The following is a 16,373-nucleotide window of genomic DNA, read 5'->3' on the forward strand; positions in this document are numbered from 1 at the left end:
TAATATAGACTAGTTTACTGCTTTGCCTAAATCAGCTCCAGCTTTAAACTTTACAACATTTTTAGCTGCAATTTGGATAGTTTTTCCAGTTGATGGATTTCTACCTTCTCTTGCATTTCTTCTAGATACAGACCAAGATCCGAAACCTACTAAAGATACACGATCACCTTTTTTAAGAGAACCTTCAACGTTACCTAAGAAAGATTCTAATGACTTTTTAGCCGCGGCTTTTGTGATGCCAGCGTCAGCAGCCATTGCATCGATTAATTCTGTTTTGTTCATAATGTAATTAAATTAATTGTTTTAAAAATAATTTTAAACCTTCTAACAAATTTATACGGATTTGCGGTGAACGCAAGTAAAATAAGGGGAAATCGGCGATTTTGTTGATAACTAAGTACGTTTGTTGATAAAGTAGGGGTTTTTTTACGCTTCCCGCAGCCCAATGGGAGTGGGACTTTACGCCATTGAGGCAGATTTTGACAATTTTAGACCGTTCAGAACATCCCGGATATCCATTCTACGTTTACCAGGAAGTTGAATTTCCAAAAGATTTATGAACCCATCTTTTACAGCAACTTTCATTTCCTTTTTACCAAAAATGATTTGACCATTGTTATAACCATGCTTTTCTTCTTCCTTGGTGACTTTATAGATTTTGATAAAAATTTCTTCTCCATCATTGGTCAGTGTTGTCCAAGATCCTGGGTAAGGACTTAACCCTCGAATATGATTGTAAATCTGAGATCCAGGTTTACCCCAATCTATCTTACAGGTGTTTTTATGGATTTTTGGTGCCGACCGCAATTCGTCACTAAATGTTTGTTTGGTACGAACAACGTTCCCATTCTGTATTTGTTTTGCAGTTTCCATCACAAGGTCTGCACCTAGGTGCATAAGTTTATCGTGCAAGTCACCAGCAGAATCATCGGCACCTATACCTATTTTTTCTTGCAATACCATCTCGCCGGTATCTATTTTGTCATCAATGAAGAAGGTGGTAACCCCTGTTTCTGTTTCACCATTAATGATTGCCCAATTAATGGGTGCTGCACCTCGATAATCAGGAAGTAGAGATGCATGAAGATTAAAGGTGCCGTATTTTGGCATTTCCCAAACTGCCCTTGGTAGCATTCTAAATGCTACAACAATTTGCAAGTTTGCATTTAATGCCGCAAGCTCTTCCAAAAAATCCTCGGCCTTCAGGTTTGCGGGTTGTATTATGTTCAAGCCTTTAGATTCGGCATATTTCTTAACCGCCGATTTGTTTATTTTTCTTCCTCTCCCAGCAGGTTTATCTGGTGAAGTTATTACCCCCACAACATCATAATCGTTTTGTATTAATTTGTCGAGAATGGTCACTGCGAACTCCGGAGTGCCCATGAAAACTATTCTTAGTTTATCTTTTTTATTCAAGCTCGTATTCATTTAGGGTGTTTATTTTGATTCTTCCTGATTCCAACAGACTTTGAATCGAGATAAGAATTGTTTGTTTATCAAAAACCAATTCTTTTATTAAATCCCTAGAGGATTTGCCTCCATTCTTTAATAATTTCAATAACTCTTCTGACACAAAGGCCTTTAGGTCAGAATCAATAGGGATTTTCGCTTTGCAGATATCACATTTGCCACAATCAGCTTGAATTTTCTCCCCAAAATAATCGAGCAACTGTTTACTGCGACATACTTTAGTATTATTGATGTAAACTAACATACTTTCAATATTCTTGACTTTTGTCTCATTAAGGGCCTTTACTTTATGGGCAAAGACGTTTATGGTAATGTCATCTTCACGCGGAACTAAAAAAGTCAGTTCTAAATCACTATTCTGTTCTTGGTATTCAATAATATTGTCCGTCATTAACTGCCTAAGGGTTTCAAAGACTGAAGCCTCAATTACCCCAGCTTTTTTGGCAATCAATGTCGTATTGATTTTAGTGTCAAATTCAAAAACACCGCCATACGTTCTTAATATGGTTTGAATAATATCGGCAAAATTTCTATTTTTTTCAAGGTAAGTGAACAACTGTTCTTTATCTGTTATAAAACGCAGCGATGTTTTCTTCGAGAATGCCTCTGATAGTGCAAGAACCGAATTTTGATCGAGAATCTTGAAAGCATTGTACGTAATCAAAGGATTTAGACCATAGGTCTCACAAAATCCATTGAAATTCAGTTGAAAATTCTCATCATAGCCTTCACCGTAAGGTATTTGAAAATAGTTGTTCAATTTGTTGTATACCAATTTTATGAAAGAGATATTGGGCAATACACTTAAAAATTGTTTTTTTACTTGATCCTCATCATTTTTATTGGTAAGAAGAATTGCCTTTGCAGGATTGCCATTTCTCCCAGCTCTACCAGCTTCTTGAAAATAATTCTCAATACAATCAGGAATTTGATAATGAACTACCAACTCTACATCTGGCTTGTCTATACCCATACCAAAGGCATTGGTTGCAACCATGGTGTTGGTTTTATTATCTAACCATTTATTTAGTCTCTCTTTTTTTTCTTCCTTTGAAAGCCCACCATGAAAATAAGAAGCTGAACATTTATTGGCGTTCAGATAATTGGTAAGGTCTTGGGCCATTCTTCGGGTGCGCACATATACAATTGAGCTCTGCTTGGTTGTAAGACAAAGTTCTCTTAGGCTATATCTTTTATCTTCTTCCTTGACGACTGAGAAAGCAATATTGTTTCGGGAAAACGAATCTTTAACCACTAATGGGTTTATAAGCTTAAGATTTTCTACAATATCACGAGCAACTTTGGGGGTCGCAGTTGCCGTTAGGGTAATAATAGGGGCAGAGGGGATAATTTCCCTTAATATCGAACATTCAAGGTAAGCTGGTCTAAAATCATGTCCCCATTGAGAGATACAATGTGCTTCATCAATGGCAATAAGATTTACATTCATTTGCTGAATTCTATCTCTAACTATTTCCTGCTGTAAGCGTTCAGGGGAGAGGTATAGGAATTTATAATTTCCAAAGAGACAATTGTCGAGCAGGTTGTTTACTTCTTCGAAGGAAATTCCACCGGTCAAAGCAATGGCTTTTATACCTTTTGATTTTAGGGCTTCAACTTGATTGTGAATTAATGCGATTAAAGGAGATACGACAATACAGATGCCTTCTTTCGCCAATGCAGGAACTTGAAAACAAATTGATTTACCTCCACCTGTTGGCATTAAAGCCAGTACATCTCTTTCGGAAATAACGTTGTTTATGATTTTTTCTTGGGACCCTTTGAATGATTTAAAGCCCCAATAATGTTCTAAGATTGATTTTGGGTCCTTGTGCATTATAATGACTTTACTTGTTTTAAAACAAAATCAACTCTTTCTGCTACGCTTCCTATAGGAATTATAATTACCTCATACGAATAGTTTTCATAAGCCTTTTTTAGACAATCATAAATGTTTTTGGACTCTTCGAAGGTTTCAAAACGCTCGTTGTCCGAAATGTGGATTTCTTTCCAAGGTGGCATAAGAAACACCTTGTTATAGCGAAGGCTCTTACAGGCATTGCTAAAGGTGGGGCCGTAGTTTTGATCAAAACAGTCCATGTAAGCCAATACATCCGGAATTCCACGGTCAAAAAATACAGTTCCTTCTTTGACCTCTTGGGCGAGCTTGTATTGTTCTATTCGGGCATTTAATATTTTTGTATTGAATTTCATTGGATCTGAAACAGAGACAATGGGGTTGGAGACCATTTTAATTTGTTCTCCTTGATTTTTTTCTTCAGAAGTCATAGTTCGAATAACTTCATGTAGACAATAATGACCTTCTTTTTCAAGTTGCTCTATAACCGATGTTTTACCCGTACTGGGACCTCCTGTAATTACTATTTTTTTTGCCTTCAATCGAATAAAGTTGTGCATGCAAAAGTAATGAATACCTAATGATTATAAAATTGCGTATGAACTCCTATATTTGCAGTAAAATTGACCTATGGGTGCAGAAAATCCTGATGAGTTTTACAGTCGTCTAAAAACACAATTAAACGAGAGTACAAAATGGCCTTCATTATATCTATATAAGTTTATAGTTTTGACTGATACCGATAAGATTAGACAGGTACATTCAGTATTCGACAACACCGGTGCGGTGATTGATTCTAAACAGTCCAAAAATGGCAAGTACACCAGTCTTTCAATCAGGGTAAACCTTAAGAACCCTGATGAGGTGATTGCCAAATACAAGGAGGTAGGAATGATAGAGGGTGTTATATCATTATAAAATAGTAAATGCAGCATAATTTTCTTATTTTGCAGCCGTTATAGAAGTACTTCCTATTTTTTTAAGCAATAAAATTTAAGATTTGAATTTAGTAGAAAACTTAGAATATAATACTGAGCGAACGCAACTTATTATTCCCGAATATGGGCGTCATTTTCAGAAAATGGTAGATCATGCGGTATCTATTGAAGACCGCGATGAGCGCAATAAAGTAGCAAAATCCATTATAAGTGTAATGGGGAATTTGCAACCTCATTTGAGAGATGTACCAGATTTTCAGCATAAATTATGGGATCAATTGTTTATAATGTCCGATTTTAAATTGGATGTTGATTCTCCATTCCCCATTACTTCCAAAGAAGTATTAAGGAAGAGACCAGAACCTCTTGGTTATCCTCAAAATTTTCCGAAATATCGTTTTTATGGAAACAACATAAAACGTATGATCGATGTTGCCGTTGAATGGGAAAAGGGCGATATGAGGGATGGTTTGGAGTATGCGATTGCCAACCACATGAAAAAATGTTACTTAAACTGGAACAAAGATACTGTTGATGACAAGGCTATTTTTGCACATCTTTTTGAACTGAGTGAAGGGCGAATAGATCTTGCAAAGAATGACGAAAGCCTTACAGATAGTGGGCAATTTCTAAAAAATAGGGTAGCTAAGACACAGCGCAGTAACTCTGGTAAGAAAAATCAAAGAAACAACAATCGCGGAAAAAAGCGATACTAATACTCTCATCCTAAATGGGAACATTTAAAATTGAAGGCGGCCATCAGTTGTCCGGTGAAATTACACCTCAAGGCGCCAAAAACGAAGCATTGCAAATTCTTTGTGCTGTGCTTTTGACTGCTGAAAAAGTTACAATAAACAATATTCCAGACATTGTAGATGTAAATAAACTTATTTCCTTGCTTGAGGATTTGGGTGTGAAGATTCAAAAGAAAGGTAAAGGCTCATATACCTTTAAGGCAGATGATGTTAATCTTGATTATTTACAATCAGACCAGTTTAAAGAAGATGGTAGAGGCTTAAGAGGTTCAATCATGTTGGTAGGGCCGCTTTTAGCTCGTTTTGGCAAGGGATACATCCCCAAACCGGGTGGTGATAAAATTGGACGTAGAAGATTGGACACCCATTTTGAGGGATTCATCAACCTAGGCGCAAAGTTCCGTTATAATAGAGAAGAGCATTTTTATGGAGTAGAGGCAGAAAAACTCAAGGGAACTTATATGTTACTTGATGAGGCATCTGTTACGGGTACCGCCAATATTGTCATGGCTTCAGTTCTGGCAGAAGGTAGGACTACAATTTACAACGCAGCTTGCGAGCCTTATTTACAACAATTATGTAAAATGTTGAATCGTATGGGAGCCAATATTTCCGGTATTGGTTCAAACATGCTGATTATTGAAGGGGTTAAAGAATTGGGCGGTACGGATCATACCATGCTACCAGATATGATTGAGATAGGTAGCTGGATAGGTTTAGCGGCCATGACAAAAAGTGAACTGACCATTAAAAACGTAAGTTGGGATGACCTAGGACAAATACCCACTGTTTTTAGAAAACTCGGAATTACAATTGAACGAGAAGGTGATGATATTCATATTCCGCGCCATAAAGATGGTTATCAAATTCAAAATTATATCGATGGTTCAATCTTGACCATCGCAGACGCGCCTTGGCCGGGATTGACTCCTGATTTATTAAGCATAATCCTAGTGATGGCGACACAGGCTAGGGGTGAAGTACTCATCCACCAAAAAATGTTTGAAAGTAGATTGTTCTTCGTGGATAAACTTATTGATATGGGAGCAAAGATTATTTTATGCGACCCTCATAGAGCTACGGTAATTGGTCATGATTTTAAATCATCATTAAAAGCTACAACTATGGTTTCGCCAGATATTAGGGCAGGAGTTTCCCTTTTGATTGCAGCATTGTCTGCCAAAGGTACTTCAACCATTCATAATATTGAACAGATTGATAGGGGCTACGAAGATATAGATACCCGTTTAAGGGCTATAGGCGCTAGGATTACACGAGTATAATGTATAATCCATTACTTTTTCGAGTATACTTACTGCTGACTAACTTCTTTTTGATGCAGTATACCTTTTACTATTAAATATTGAGCTGCGGCGTAAGTAGCCATTACCAAAATATTGGAATAGGCCAGGTTGGTCATAAATTTATTTATAGCCAAAAGACTATCAGAAGTTATAAAAAGAAGAGCGCCCAAGAGAACTAAAACAAAACTCTTTCGGTTTACCATTTCTTTTCTGCGAAATGCTGTTATAGCCATTGACAGAATAACAATAATATAGACTGCGACCGGGATTTGAAGTTTACCAAGGTTGTCTTTCATCTGAAAAAACAAGAATCCACCGTAAATAAGCAACAAAAGAAAGACTACAAAGAACGAATTGCTATTAGTCCTGTTCCAATTTTGAAGAAAAAGAATAATATATAAAATATGAGCAACCAAGAAAAACACCAAACCTAATACAAAGTATGAACCAGAAATATGGTCATACATCAACATCACATCTCCCAACCATGAAAAGAAGAGTGCCGCCAGCATAAGCATATAAACGGCTTTACCCAAAAACTTGCCATTATAAGCGAAATATAAGAACAATGAGAGCAGAATAAGAGGTTTCGTATAATGCCGCAAATTCATTGATTCCAGACTTCCCGCAATTAAGTCAGCAAATACGATTATGACAAAGAGCGCTACAAAATAGAATGGTTTAAAGAGAGATTTAACCATTATTCAATTCTTAACCCTCAAAACCTATTTTCTTATGTTCCCCATCACAAAATGGCTTGTTTTGTGAGGCACCACAGCGACAAAAAGAGGCCACTCTTTCTTTTTTCTGTTCAGAACCGTCTTGTTCTATTATTATTTCATCACTATAGACCAAAAGTGGTCCGTTGGTTTTTATAAGAACCTTAGTACTCTTCATTTGTGTTTCTTTAGTTTTTTGTTCGCTTGATATTTCGTAACTCAATGCTCCAGAAGGGCAATTTTCAATTTGTGATTTTAACTCCTGTACACTTGCGTTTTCTTGTTTTATCCAAGGTTTGCCTTTTGGGTCATAGACATTGGGAAGTGTTCTTACACAGGTGCCATCGTGTATACAGGTTTTTGGCTTCCAGACGATGCTGAAATCCCCCTTTTTATATTTTTTTACAATTTCTTTTTCCATTCAAGTATTATTTTTTTGATTGGTTCTCCGGAATAGGTGGGGGACCATCAGGTATAATAGGTTCATAGACCTCATTACCTTTTCTTTCCTTGTATTCAGCTTTTATTTTGGCCACTTCTTTTGGGTTTTCAAATAAGTCAACGGCAGTCATTCCCAAAGCCTTGGCCGCATGAACCATTCCTTTGTGTCCTATGCTCATTCCTCCGCAAGCCACAACAGCCCAAGAATGCCAAGGGGTATCCTTAGGAGCTACTGTTACACCAAGATTTATATTTGGTACGTTCCAGCTTACATCACCAACATCAGTTGAACCTCCTCCGGGATGTTCTTTTGTTTCAAGAAGGGGCTTAATATTGCTGTCCATTCCTACTTGTGGTTTGCCAGTTGCTTCTTGAATTTTCTTTCCAAATGCAGTTTCCTCAGCTGTGTATGTCAAAGGACCCAATAATTCTAAATTACCTTGCATTATCTCACCACCAGATCTGTTGACCAATACTTCATAAATTCCCGATATTAAAGAGATTTTATAATCAACATTCGCCATTATGGCTGCCCCTTCCGCCATTTTTTTAACCTGCTCATAGACAGGCATCATACCACTTCGCTTGGTGTCCCGTACGCGCACCCAAAGTTTGGAATAATCAGGGACTACGTTTACCACTTGTCCGCCATCTTGTATGTGATAATGAATTCGGACCGTAGGTTTAATATGTTCTCTATAATAGTTGATTCCGGTAGTGTAAAGTTCTAAAGCATCAGAAGCACTTCTACCATTCCAGGGATCCCCAGAGGCATGTGCAGCCTGTCCATAAAACTCAACTTTAAAATCTACCAATGCCAAAGTGCTCTGAACATCAGCCTCAGTTTTTGCAGAGGGGTGCCAGCTTAAATTAACATCAACATCATCCCAAAGGCCATCTCGAACCATCCATATCTTTCCAAAGAATTTTTCTTCGGACGGAGTACCAAAGAACTTGATCGTCCCCTTAATTTTACCTTGCTCAATTAGCTCTTTAGTGGCGATTGCAGCACCAAGACTTGCTGCCCCGAAAAGGTTATGGCCGCATCCATGACCAGCAGCTCCATCATTAAGAGGTTGTTTGGTGGGCTGTGCCTTTTGCGAAATGCCGGGCAAGGCATCAAATTCCCCTAGAATACTTATTACAGGGCTTCCTGACCCGTAGGTCGCGATAAAAGCTGTAGGCATACCAGCTACACCTCGTTCAACCTTCATTCCATTTTTTTCGGCATAATTTGCCAGTATTTCCGAAGAACCATACTCTTCAAAAGCCGTTTCAGCAAGTGCCCAAATGGAGTCGCTGATTTTTATCAATTCCTTTTTATGTTCTTCCACCGAAGTTATGAGCGCCTTTTTGTTCTTGGTCAATTTTTGTGCTGAGACCGAGAAGGTAAGAAGCAAGGACAATGCGAATAATGTATTTTTCATAGAATTGGTCAATTAGTCATTAAGTTATATGCAAAGGACTAAATATACTCAAAAAACATTACCCGAGAGCTTCCTTATAAACTTTCAGGCAGCGCTCGCGGGCAAATTTGTGATCTACGATTTGTGTAGGATAATTGAATTCTTGAAGTTCGGGAACCCATTGGTTTACATAAGTCTTTTGTTTGTCGAATTTGTCAATTTGTGTTGAAGGGTTAAATATTCTAAAATATGGGGCGGCATCAACTCCAGAACCAGCTGCCCATTGCCAATTACCAACGTTGGCGCTTAGATCAAAATCCAGAAGCTTCTCCGCAAAGTAGGCCTCACCCCATCGCCAATCTATCAAAAGATGTTTGCATAAAAAGCTAGCCGTCAACATTCTAACCCGATTGTGCATAAAACCTGTTGCGTTCAACTCGCGCATTCCCGCGTCTACTAGAGGATACCCTGTTTGACCGGTTTTCCATTTTTCAAACTCAGCCTCATTATTCCGCCATTCTATTCGGTCATATTTTGGCCTAAAGGCATTGTTGACAGTATTGGGGAAATGCCAAAGTATTTGCATAAAGAATTCGCGCCATATCAATTCATTCCAAAACACTTTATTATCACTATTAATTGCATGCTTCACTATTTTTCGGATTGAAACAGTTCCAAACCGTAGATGAGGCCCTATTTTGGATGTGCCATTGGTCGCGCCAGGGTAATTTCTAGTTGTTTCGTAACCTTCAATAAATGTTATAGTGATAATAAACTCGGGTACCGTGATTGACGAAGACTCAAAACCTATATCACGTAGTTCAAAAAAAGGTAGGTTAGTATTATTGACAAAATTGTTGGATTCTAGGCAGTTGCTAGAATTCTTTAAATGGATTTTAGGATCGAAATTTTCTTTCCATTTATTTTTATACGGTGTATAGACAACATAAGGACTTTTATCCGATTTGATGATTTCATTCTTTTCAAAAATCACTTGGTCCTTGTAAGTGTGAAAAGAGATACTATTATTTGCCAACAGTTCTTTTATTGCCGTGTCACGTTTAAGAGCATGGGGTTCATAGTCGTGATTGGCAAATACTGCATCTATGGTGTGTTTCTTTATCAAAGTATTGAATATTTCGATAGGCTTACCATGGAAAATGGCAATTGAACTCTTGTGTTTCTTTTTTATATTGGTATTCAGAGTTTCAATTGTATTGTAGATAAAATTTACCCGCGCATCGTTTTTAGGCACTTGGCAAAGTATTTCTGTATCAAAAATGAAAATGGGCAAGACTGGTGTAGGGCCTTGAAGGGCTTTAAGCAAACCTGTGTTATCCTCAAGTCGTAAATCGCGTCTAAACCAAAAGACTGATATTTTATTGTTCATTTAAAAAGATTTGAATTTCAATGAGTTTGATCGTCCTTCAATTTTCCCAAAAATTTCGATGAGCTTTTGTTCTCGGTATTCGAAGATTTTGAGAAGTTGTTTTTTGATTAGTGGAAATCCAAATTTGCCAATAATACCATAAGGAAGTTTTAAATCAATAATATCCTCCATTTCAACACCACCGGAAATTGAATTTATGAAGTGTTTGTGATGCCATAGCGAATATGGACCAAAACGCTGCTCATCAACAAAATATTTACCGGCTTCGGCATGCGTTATTTCAGTGACCCATTTTGTTTTGTAACCGGGAAAAGGGGTTACCATGTATTGAATGATTTGACCTGGAAAGATAGACTTATCTGCTCCATCCAAAATCTTGAAGCCCATGTAAGGAGGTGTTATTTTTCCAAGATTAAATGGATTGGATAGGAAATCCCATGCTGCTTTTGCAGTTGTGGGTAAATACTGTTTTGAGTGTAATTGGTATAGTTTCATAATTACTATTTGTCAAATAAATATAGTTAAAAGTTAGACAATATGTTTTAATATATTTTTACTTCATCAATAAAGTTTGTCACTTTATCGGGTAAAAACCATCTTAAACTTGTATGGCAGCCATTTTTTGTACTTTGTGGGCAAAGAACATTAATTGAAAATAAATCTATTATCCTGGCTATTTATACTTTCTTCGTCTTTGGTCTGTGCCCAAGGTGAAGTGACAGATATTGGTGTTCTACCCTCAATATTAAGTGAAAATTCAGGTTTGATATTCTACGGGGATAAGCTTATTACACATAATGATTCTGGGAACGATCCTGTACTTTATGAGGTTGACACCCTTTCTTTGGCAATCACAAGGACTATTTCAATAACAAATGTCGAGAATGTCGATTGGGAAGATCTTACACAGGACGAGCAGTATATTTATATTGGTGATATAGGAAACAATAGAGGAACAAGAACTGACCTGGCTATTTATAGGATTTCTAAACAAGATTTTGACCAATCAGATTCAGTATCCGCCGAAATAATAGCCTATAATTATGAAGACCAAAATGATTTTGGCGACCAAGGCAATAGTGACTGGGATGCAGAAGCATTATTTGTTTTAGATGGACAACTAATAGTTTTAACGAAGCAGTGGCAAAGCTTGGGGACAGTGGCGTATGCCATTCCCATTACTCCTGGTACTCATACTGCAACACGTGCCGGTAATTATGGCATAAACGGCCTTGTTACGGGGGCAAGTATGAATACTGAAACAAATGAGCTGATAGTACTTGGGTATTCAATGATTTTAGAGCCCTTTATTTACAGAGTGATAGAACCTGAAGTTCAAGATGTTTTTGTAAGTGGGGGATTAAAACAAGATGTGTCTTTTGGGTTTGGGCAAACAGAAGGGATTGCCTTTGTGGGGAGCAATAGATTTCTTGTTTCGTCTGAAAGCTATACTCGTGATGTGCCGGCAATTAATTTAAGCTCCAAATTATTTGCTTTACAGCTACCTATTATTGAGGTGGGAATTCCAGAACCCGAGCCAGAACCAGAACCAGAACCGAAGCCTGAGGAAGAAAATGAAACTTATTTTGCAGTTTACCCAGATCAACGTCCCAATATAATGACATATGAATTACGCTCCGAAAAAAAAGTACTGGCAAGGGCGGTATATGATATTACGGGCAAGAGAGTACAGTTTCATGTATCTTCTGAGTTCGGTGAAAGTGAAATAAATGTAACTACCTTAAAAACAGGCATCTATCACCTCGTTGTTTATTTGGGTGATACAGTAGAATCTAAGCCATTCTTCAGAAAATAATTTCTTTTGACCTCTTACTTTTAAGAATATCTTAACAAAACCACCAAGGGTTTATTTTTAGCTTTGTGTGAACTAAAAATCTATTGAAAAAATGAAAAAATTTCTTTTATTACTATGTGTTGCCTTGGTTTCCTTTTCAATGGAAGCGCAAATAAATACGCCAGCACCCAGCCCTGCTTCAAAATTAAAGCAAACAGTGGGATTAACAGATGTGACCGTTGAGTATTCAAGACCCTCAATGCGTGGAAGAACCATTTTTGGAGATTTGGTTCCTTATGACAAATTATGGAGAACAGGTGCCAATGGGTATACGCTGATTACTTTTAGTAATGACGTAATAGTAGACGGTCAAGATGTTAGGGCAGGTACTTACTCTATCTTTACAAAGCCAGGTACTGATTCATGGGAGGTTTTCTTTTATACTGATACCCAAGGTGGTGGAACACCAAGAGATTGGGATGATAACAAAGTTGTTGCTAAGACCACAGCAACGGTTTATCCAATGCCTGAAGGAATGCCAGTTGAAACATTTACAATTACAATTGATGACCTTACAAATAATGGGGCAACTTTAGGATTGTTATGGGAAAAGGTCTATGTTGGGGTAAAATTTGAAGTGCCAACAGATGCTGCCGTTTCTAAAAACATTGACAGAGTTCTTAATGGGCCAGGAGCCGGTGATTACTATGCGGCCGCGGTTTATTATTCAAGTACTGGCAAGGATATAAACAAAGCAAAGGAATGGATGGATAAGGCTATGGCGATGAATGAAAAGCCAGCCTTTTGGCAACTAAGACAGCAATCATTGATTCAGGCGAAAGCTGGTGACAAAAAAGCGGCTATTGCGACAGCTAAAAAATCTTTGGCTGCAGCAAAAGAAGCTGGTAATGATGATTATGTAAAAATGAACAAGGATTCCCTTAAAGAATGGGGAGGAATGTAAATTAGCTTTTACTTACAAGGATAAAACCCCGACCACATAGGTCGGGGTTTTTCTTTTGAAAGGATTTATTTGATTCTATTTTGGTTATCTTTATTGGTTCATTAAACCAACGATGATTATGAATAAATCCTTTGTATTTGTATTAATGTCAATCTTACTTATCTCTTGTGGGAAGACAGTTGTGAAACCTGAATATACAGCGGACAAATGGGAAAATCCTGATTGGGAAAATCCTGAAATATTCCAAATAAATCGTGAGGAACCAACAGCTTCTTTTTATAGGTATGCAGATGAGTCAACAGCTTTGAAAAATCAAAGTTGGGAGAATTCACCATTGTATAAATCTTTAAATGGAACATGGGATTTTTACTATGCGGACAACCCTCAAAAACGCCCTGTTGAATTCTATCAGGATGATTTTGATTTAACCGGTTGGGATGAATTGGATGTTCCATCAAATTGGGAAATTCAAGGGCATGGCATACCATTCTACACGAACGTCACCTATATGTTTCCTCCAAACCCTCCATATATTCCTCATGAAGAAAACCCTGTAGGGAGCTATAGAAGAAATTTTGAGATTCCAGAGAGTTGGGATGGTAAGGAAATATACCTTCATTTTGAAGGAATCAGCGGTGCTGCATACGTTTGGGTAAATGGAGAAAAAGTTGGTTATAATGAAGGAAGTAAAACACCTGCGGCATTCTCAATTACCAAGAATGTAAAAAAGGGAATTAATACTGTTGCTGTGCAAGTTCTACGTTGGTCTGATGCCAGTTATTTGGAAGATCAGGACTTTTGGAGACTGAGCGGAATTGATCGCGATGTTTACCTATATGCGACTAATAAAACAACAATCAAGGATTTTACCGTTGTTGCTGACCTTGAAAATGAATACAGTGATGGATTATTGAACCTACAAATAGAGATTAACAATGCAGGCGATGATTTGGTTGATAAAGTTGAAATTACCTTGAGTGATGGTGGGGAGGAAATATATTCGGATTCAAGTATACTAACTAATACAGTAGGAACTTCTGAAGTGGTTTTCGAAAAGAAACTGCCAAAAATAAAGACATGGAATGCGGAAGCACCTAACCTATATACCCTTTTGATTAGCCTTAAATCCAAAGATGGTTCTGTCACAGAGGCTACAAGCGTAAAAGTTGGCTTTAGAAAGGTAGAGATCAAGAATAACCAATTTCTGGTAAATGGGAAAGCCGTTTTATTGAAAGGCGCCAATTTACATGATCATAACGAACATACAGGACATGTGGTCACAGAAGAACTTACCCTTTTGGACCTTAAGGTCATGAAACAGAACAATCTGAATGCTATTCGATGTAGTCATTACCCCAAGAACCCACATTTTTATAGAATGTGCGATCAGTATGGTTTTTATGTTATTGACGAGGCGAATATCGAGATTCATGGTATGGGAGCAACAAACCAAGGGCTGGATGAAAATTTAGAGGCACAGAAAGTACATCCGGCTTATTTACCTGAATGGAAAGAAATGCATTTAGATCGCACAGTCAGGATGTTTGAACGCGACAAGAATTATACTAGTATAGTTACTTGGTCCTTGGGGAATGAAGCGGGTAATGGTGATAATTTTCGTGCAACTTATGAATGGCTAAAAGCGCATGACAGCACACGGCCAACACAGTATGAAGGGGCAACACAATATGAGAATACAGATATTCAGGCACCTATGTATATGCGTATTCCAGATATGATTAATTATGCAGAGAATAATCCTGAACGTCCTCTCATTCAATGTGAGTACGCCCATGCAATGGGTAATAGTGTTGGTAACCTTCAAGAATATTGGGATGTCATTGAGAAATATGATGTACTGCAAGGTGGTTTTATTTGGGATTGGGTGGATCAGGGAATTCTCTCAAAGAATGAAGCTGGTGAAGAATATTGGGCTTATGGCGGGGATTTAGGTGGTGAGGACTACCAAAATGATGTGAATTTTTGTTTGAATGGCGTTGTGAATCCTGATAGATCAGCACACCCGTCTTTACATGAGGTAAAAAAAGTATACCAGTACATCAAATTCAATGCTGTAAATGCCAAGAGAGGGGAATTTGCAATAAAAAATATCTATGATTTCACAAATTTAAATCAGTTTGAATTTAGTTGGAAATTGTTTGAAAATGGTGAAGAAACAGCAACAGGAATACTTCCTGAAATGAATGTAGAACCTCAAACTACCGAAAAAGTCAAAATTGAATATCCTGATTTTAAATCTACGGATGGTGAGAGTTTCTTGAACATTTATGCAAAAACTAAAGGCGAAACCATATTGCTACCAAAGGACCATACTATTGCTTATGAACAGTTTAAGCTTTCTGAGTTCAGACCAGAAACATTCACCAAAAATAATACTGGAAAAGGATTTGAAATTTCTACAGAAAACAACTTAGTCAAAATAAAAGGAAATGGATTTGAAGTTCAATTTGATACGGAAAAAGGCGATATAAGTTCAATTGACTATGGTAACGGCAATATTCTTTTGAGAGGTGTCCGGGCTAATTTCTGGAGGGCCTCCATCGATAATGACTTTGGGTATAATATGCCAAAAAGGATGAAAGTATGGAATGAGGCTAGCAACAATCAAAAATTACAAAACCTTGAATTGGATTCTGGAGCAAACAACAAAACCATTGAAGAATTGAAAATGGCCCAAAATCCGTTCAAAGTTGAGAATGATTTAGTCAAATTAACTACGAATTTCAATCTTCCTGATGTAAATGGTAGTGTTGGAATTAGCTACGAAATAAATGACAAGGGTGAAATAAGAATAACGACGGATTTAGAAGGCATTTCACATGAATTGCCTGTGCTACCGCGATTTGGTAATAATTTGATTATCAAGAATGAATATCAAAATGTAAACTGGTATGGTCGTGGACCACATGAAAATTACCAAGATCGTAAAACATCTGCACTAGTAGGCAATTATGATGCGAAAGTGGAGGATTTGTACTTTCCCTATATTCGACCTCAAGAAAATGGTACTCGAGTTGATGTTCGTAAGCTGAGGTTTGTGAATGAAACTGGAGCAGGAATTGAAATATTTGCGCCCGAATTATTTGAATTTAGCGCACATCATCAGTATAATTCAGATTTTGACCCCGGTGAAACCAAACAACAGCGACATGATGTAGATATCGTAAAAAGAGATTTGGTGAACATCAACATAGACTATAAACAAATGGGAGTTGGTGGTGATAATAGTTGGGGATTTATGGCATTGGATAAATACCAAATTCAACCCGAAAATTTATCCTATAGCTATATAATTAGACCTTTAAAATAATT

At 37.4% G+C, this 16,373-nt stretch carries 15 protein-coding genes; 6 read left to right on the top strand and 9 right to left on the bottom strand.

Annotation, left to right across the window (positions count from 1 at the left end; translation table 11 throughout):
• Positions 1–9: 9 nt before the first annotated feature.
• The 4 genes from FB2170_RS11445 to FB2170_RS11460 all read right to left on the bottom strand — a co-directional run bounded on the left by FB2170_RS11445 (position 10) and on the right by FB2170_RS11460 (position 3,888).
• Positions 10–282, bottom strand: coding sequence for an HU family DNA-binding protein (locus tag FB2170_RS11445; RefSeq protein WP_013306717.1), 273 nt, complete (start codon positions 280–282; stop codon positions 10–12).
• A 177-nt stretch (positions 283–459) separates the two neighbouring features.
• Entirely contained in the window at positions 460–1,428 is a 969-nt protein-coding gene (fmt, locus tag FB2170_RS11450) for a methionyl-tRNA formyltransferase (RefSeq protein WP_013306718.1), read from the bottom strand.
• A complete protein-coding gene (locus FB2170_RS11455) occupies positions 1,409–3,307 on the bottom strand; it encodes an ATP-dependent DNA helicase RecQ (RefSeq protein ID WP_013306719.1) in 1,899 nt (632 codons plus the stop codon). The genes fmt and FB2170_RS11455 overlap by 20 nt, the downstream gene beginning before the upstream one ends.
• Positions 3,307–3,888 carry an AAA family ATPase gene (locus FB2170_RS11460; RefSeq protein WP_013306720.1) on the bottom strand — a complete coding sequence of 194 codons (582 nt, stop codon included), beginning with the start codon at positions 3,886–3,888 and terminating at the stop codon, positions 3,307–3,309. Before FB2170_RS11460 ends, FB2170_RS11455 begins: the two co-directional genes overlap by 1 nt.
• A gap of 70 nt (positions 3,889–3,958) precedes the next feature.
• Here FB2170_RS11460 and FB2170_RS11465 point away from each other — a divergent pair, with 70 nt between their 5' ends.
• The 3 genes from FB2170_RS11465 to murA all read left to right on the top strand — a co-directional run bounded on the left by FB2170_RS11465 (position 3,959) and on the right by murA (position 6,304).
• Positions 3,959–4,246, top strand: a complete 288-nt coding sequence (locus FB2170_RS11465; protein WP_013306721.1) for a DUF493 family protein — start codon at positions 3,959–3,961, stop codon at positions 4,244–4,246.
• Positions 4,247–4,328: 82 nt separating this feature from the next.
• Complete coding sequence (locus FB2170_RS11470) at positions 4,329–4,982, top strand: DUF4290 domain-containing protein (RefSeq protein WP_013306722.1); 654 nt, start codon at positions 4,329–4,331, stop codon at positions 4,980–4,982.
• Positions 4,983–4,996: 14 nt separating this feature from the next.
• Positions 4,997–6,304: a UDP-N-acetylglucosamine 1-carboxyvinyltransferase gene (gene murA, locus FB2170_RS11475; RefSeq protein ID WP_013306723.1), complete on the top strand. Its 1,308-nt coding sequence runs from the start codon at positions 4,997–4,999 to the stop codon at positions 6,302–6,304.
• Between the two features lie 29 nt (positions 6,305–6,333).
• Here the strand turns inward: murA and FB2170_RS11480 are convergent, their stop codons facing one another.
• From FB2170_RS11480 to FB2170_RS11500, 5 genes are read right to left on the bottom strand one after another with little or no spacing between them, the layout of a single operon-like run.
• Positions 6,334–7,026: a lysoplasmalogenase gene (locus tag FB2170_RS11480; RefSeq protein ID WP_013306724.1), complete on the bottom strand. Its 693-nt coding sequence runs from the start codon at positions 7,024–7,026 to the stop codon at positions 6,334–6,336.
• A gap of 10 nt (positions 7,027–7,036) precedes the next feature.
• A complete protein-coding gene (locus FB2170_RS11485) occupies positions 7,037–7,465 on the bottom strand; it encodes a (4Fe-4S)-binding protein (RefSeq protein ID WP_013306725.1) in 429 nt (142 codons plus the stop codon).
• 7 nt (positions 7,466–7,472) lie between these two features.
• Positions 7,473–8,912, bottom strand: coding sequence for an amidohydrolase (locus FB2170_RS11490; RefSeq protein WP_013306726.1), 1,440 nt, complete (start codon positions 8,910–8,912; stop codon positions 7,473–7,475).
• A gap of 58 nt (positions 8,913–8,970) precedes the next feature.
• A complete protein-coding gene (locus tag FB2170_RS11495) occupies positions 8,971–10,281 on the bottom strand; it encodes a cryptochrome/photolyase family protein (RefSeq protein ID WP_013306727.1) in 1,311 nt (436 codons plus the stop codon).
• On the bottom strand, positions 10,282–10,776 hold the full coding sequence (locus FB2170_RS11500; RefSeq protein ID WP_013306728.1) for an SRPBCC family protein: 495 nt from the start codon (positions 10,774–10,776) through the stop codon (positions 10,282–10,284).
• A 154-nt stretch (positions 10,777–10,930) separates the two neighbouring features.
• Between FB2170_RS11500 and FB2170_RS11505 the strand changes: the two genes are divergently transcribed.
• From FB2170_RS11505 to FB2170_RS11515, 3 genes are all read left to right on the top strand, one after another.
• On the top strand, positions 10,931–12,097 hold the full coding sequence (locus tag FB2170_RS11505; protein WP_049782649.1) for a T9SS type A sorting domain-containing protein: 1,167 nt from the start codon (positions 10,931–10,933) through the stop codon (positions 12,095–12,097).
• Between the two features lie 91 nt (positions 12,098–12,188).
• Positions 12,189–13,040, top strand: coding sequence for a DUF2911 domain-containing protein (locus FB2170_RS11510; RefSeq protein WP_013306730.1), 852 nt, complete (start codon positions 12,189–12,191; stop codon positions 13,038–13,040).
• Between the two features lie 118 nt (positions 13,041–13,158).
• The gene (locus FB2170_RS11515) at positions 13,159–16,371 is read left to right on the top strand and encodes a glycoside hydrolase family 2 (protein WP_041633193.1); all 3,213 of its coding nucleotides are present in this window, start codon (positions 13,159–13,161) and stop codon (positions 16,369–16,371) included.
• The last annotated feature ends 2 nt before the right edge of the window (positions 16,372–16,373 follow it).

The sequence above is a fragment of the Maribacter sp. HTCC2170 genome (genome assembly GCF_000153165.2).
Classification (GTDB): domain Bacteria; phylum Bacteroidota; class Bacteroidia; order Flavobacteriales; family Flavobacteriaceae; genus Maribacter_A.

What these genes read in the sequence shown, in the direction of transcription:
- FB2170_RS11465 (WP_013306721.1), top strand. Translation starts at nt 3,959, where the DNA reads ATGGGTGCAGAAAATCCTGATGAGTTTTACAGTCGTCTAAAAACACAA.
- FB2170_RS11460 (WP_013306720.1), bottom strand. Translation starts at nt 3,888, where the DNA reads ATGCACAACTTTATTCGATTGAAGGCAAAAAAAATAGTAATTACAGGA.
- FB2170_RS11480 (WP_013306724.1), bottom strand. Translation starts at nt 7,026, where the DNA reads ATGGTTAAATCTCTCTTTAAACCATTCTATTTTGTAGCGCTCTTTGTC.
- FB2170_RS11490 (WP_013306726.1), bottom strand. Translation starts at nt 8,912, where the DNA reads ATGAAAAATACATTATTCGCATTGTCCTTGCTTCTTACCTTCTCGGTC.
- FB2170_RS11445 (WP_013306717.1), bottom strand. Translation starts at nt 282, where the DNA reads ATGAACAAAACAGAATTAATCGATGCAATGGCTGCTGACGCTGGCATC.
- murA (WP_013306723.1), top strand. Translation starts at nt 4,997, where the DNA reads ATGGGAACATTTAAAATTGAAGGCGGCCATCAGTTGTCCGGTGAAATT.
- FB2170_RS11515 (WP_041633193.1), top strand. Translation starts at nt 13,159, where the DNA reads ATGAATAAATCCTTTGTATTTGTATTAATGTCAATCTTACTTATCTCT.
- FB2170_RS11500 (WP_013306728.1), bottom strand. Translation starts at nt 10,776, where the DNA reads ATGAAACTATACCAATTACACTCAAAACAGTATTTACCCACAACTGCA.
- FB2170_RS11455 (WP_013306719.1), bottom strand. Translation starts at nt 3,307, where the DNA reads ATGCACAAGGACCCAAAATCAATCTTAGAACATTATTGGGGCTTTAAA.
- fmt (WP_013306718.1), bottom strand. Translation starts at nt 1,428, where the DNA reads ATGAATACGAGCTTGAATAAAAAAGATAAACTAAGAATAGTTTTCATG.
- FB2170_RS11495 (WP_013306727.1), bottom strand. Translation starts at nt 10,281, where the DNA reads ATGAACAATAAAATATCAGTCTTTTGGTTTAGACGCGATTTACGACTT.
- FB2170_RS11485 (WP_013306725.1), bottom strand. Translation starts at nt 7,465, where the DNA reads ATGGAAAAAGAAATTGTAAAAAAATATAAAAAGGGGGATTTCAGCATC.
- FB2170_RS11510 (WP_013306730.1), top strand. Translation starts at nt 12,189, where the DNA reads ATGAAAAAATTTCTTTTATTACTATGTGTTGCCTTGGTTTCCTTTTCA.